Consider the following 728-nt stretch of genomic DNA (forward strand, 5'->3'; position numbering starts at 1 on the left):
CCACCGGTAGCGGTTTCCGACGCGGCGTCGGTGACCAAGGGCAAGGTGCTGGTGGCGACCGGCGACGTGCTGCTGAACGACAGCGACCCGGAGGGCGGCCCCCTCAGCGTCGTCGCCGTCAACGGCCAGGCCGCCAAGGTGGGCACCCCCCTGGTGGGCACCTACGGCACGCTGCTGCTCGGCGCCGATGGCCGCTACACCTATACGCTGGCCAGCGATCAGCCCAATGTGCAGGCCCTCGGCGCCGGGCAGGTCGTCACCGAGACCTTCCGCTACACCCTCTCCGATGGCCAGTCCCATCTCGTGCAGCAGCCGGGGCCCTGGCAGAACCTGCTCAGCTTCTCCGAGAGCTTCGACAACGCCGGCTGGAGCCGCTTCTCCGTCCCCGGCACCCTGCCCCTGGTCGCCGCCGACGTGGCCGCCGATCCCTTCGGCCAGACCACCACCGCCGACCGCGTCACCCTTTCCGGCATCGCCTCCGGCCTCTACCAGGATGCCGCCGTCACCGGCCAGCACAGCTTCAGCGTCTGGATGCGCCTGGTCAGCGGCGACGGCCACTTCAGCTTCAACTACTACGACGGCGGCAGCAACAACCTGCAATCCGCCGTCGCCACCGGCGAGTGGCAGCGCTTCACCTGGACCTTCACCGGCAATGGCGCCGGCAGCGGCAATGTCGCGCTGATGCACGACTTCAACCAGGCGGCCACCGGCGTTTTCGAGGTCTGGGG

General features: G+C 69.6%; 1 protein-coding gene. It reads left to right on the forward strand.

Features of this window, described 5'->3' with window-relative positions; translation table 11 throughout:
• Window positions 1–728 (forward strand): Ig-like domain-containing protein (locus EBE87_RS28520; protein ID WP_199708349.1); only part of this gene is annotated, 728 nt, incomplete at both ends.

The sequence above is a fragment of the Teichococcus wenyumeiae genome (genome assembly GCF_003696345.1).
GTDB classification, from domain to species: domain Bacteria; phylum Pseudomonadota; class Alphaproteobacteria; order Acetobacterales; family Acetobacteraceae; genus Pseudoroseomonas; species Pseudoroseomonas wenyumeiae.